This is a genomic window from Streptomyces sp. W16 (assembly GCF_033194735.1).
Lineage (GTDB): Bacteria > Actinomycetota > Actinomycetes > Streptomycetales > Streptomycetaceae > Streptomyces.
This window is the reverse complement of the sequence record NZ_JAWOAI010001180.1, coordinates 1-873: the sequence shown is the minus strand read 5'-3', so window position 1 is coordinate 873 and position 873 is coordinate 1. Positions and strand designations below refer to the sequence as shown.

At 70.3% G+C, this 873-nt stretch carries 2 protein-coding genes; both read right to left on the bottom strand.

Features of this window, described 5'->3' with window-relative positions:
- Positions 1-526 (bottom strand): HAD family hydrolase (locus tag R6V09_RS54065; RefSeq protein ID WP_317888679.1); only part of this gene is annotated, 526 nt, incomplete at its 3' end.
- 86 nt (positions 527-612) lie between these two features.
- Positions 613-873, bottom strand: a 261-nt coding sequence (locus R6V09_RS54060; RefSeq protein WP_442810325.1) for a DUF6912 family protein, incomplete at its 5' end; no start/stop codon positions are given.

Sequence of the window (873 nt, the reverse complement as noted above, 5' to 3'; positions counted from 1 at the left end):
CCGCTTCGTCGTCCGCGTCGCCGATCACCACCGTGCGCGCGGGGTCCACGCCGGCCAGGGCCCCGAGGTGCCGCACCATGTGCTCGGCCTTGCTGCCGCCGGAGGGCCCGGTGCGCCCGTCGACCCGTATGAAGTGCGGCTCTATCCCGAACTCCCGCACCAGCGGGACGAGTTCGTCATGGACGTACATGCTGAGGATCGACTGGCTGCCCCCCGCCGTCCGCCATCCCGCGAGCAGGTCCGCCGCGCCCTCGGTCAGCCCGCAGACGACCCGGTGCTCGGCGTAGTACCGGTGGAAGGTGTCGTCCATGACCTCCCACTCGGCGTCGGTGGGCAGCCGCCCCAGCAGCCGCTCGTAGAACTTCGGCACCGGCACGCAGTACAGCGTCCGGTACTCCTCCATCGTGATCGCCCTGAGCCCGAGCTCGGCGAACGCCGCGTTCGTCGCCCCGATGATCGCGTCATTGTCGTGGAACAGCGTGCCGTTCCAGTCCCAGACGATGTGCGCGTTTGCTTGCATCCCCATGCCAAAAACGTACCCGCCGCCACTGACAATCAAGAGAATCGCAGGTCAACGGCCATATCCGGCCAGCCGACCGCCACCGGACGGACTCAGTCGAGCAGCCCGACGAGGTTCGGGATCTCCTGCGTCGCGTACCAGAGCAGCTCGTGGTCCTCGGCCCCGTCCACGACGAACTGCGCGTCGTCGTCCCCGCGATCCGCCGCCGCGAGCGCGTCGGCGGCGGCACTGACGTCGCCCTCCGCATCGCCCATGTCCACATGCACGGCCGCAGCCTTGGCCAGCGCCACCGTTCCGGCCACCCGCACCTCGCCGAGCGCCGCCGGGTCGAGACCGCGGTCGGGGTCGGCGTG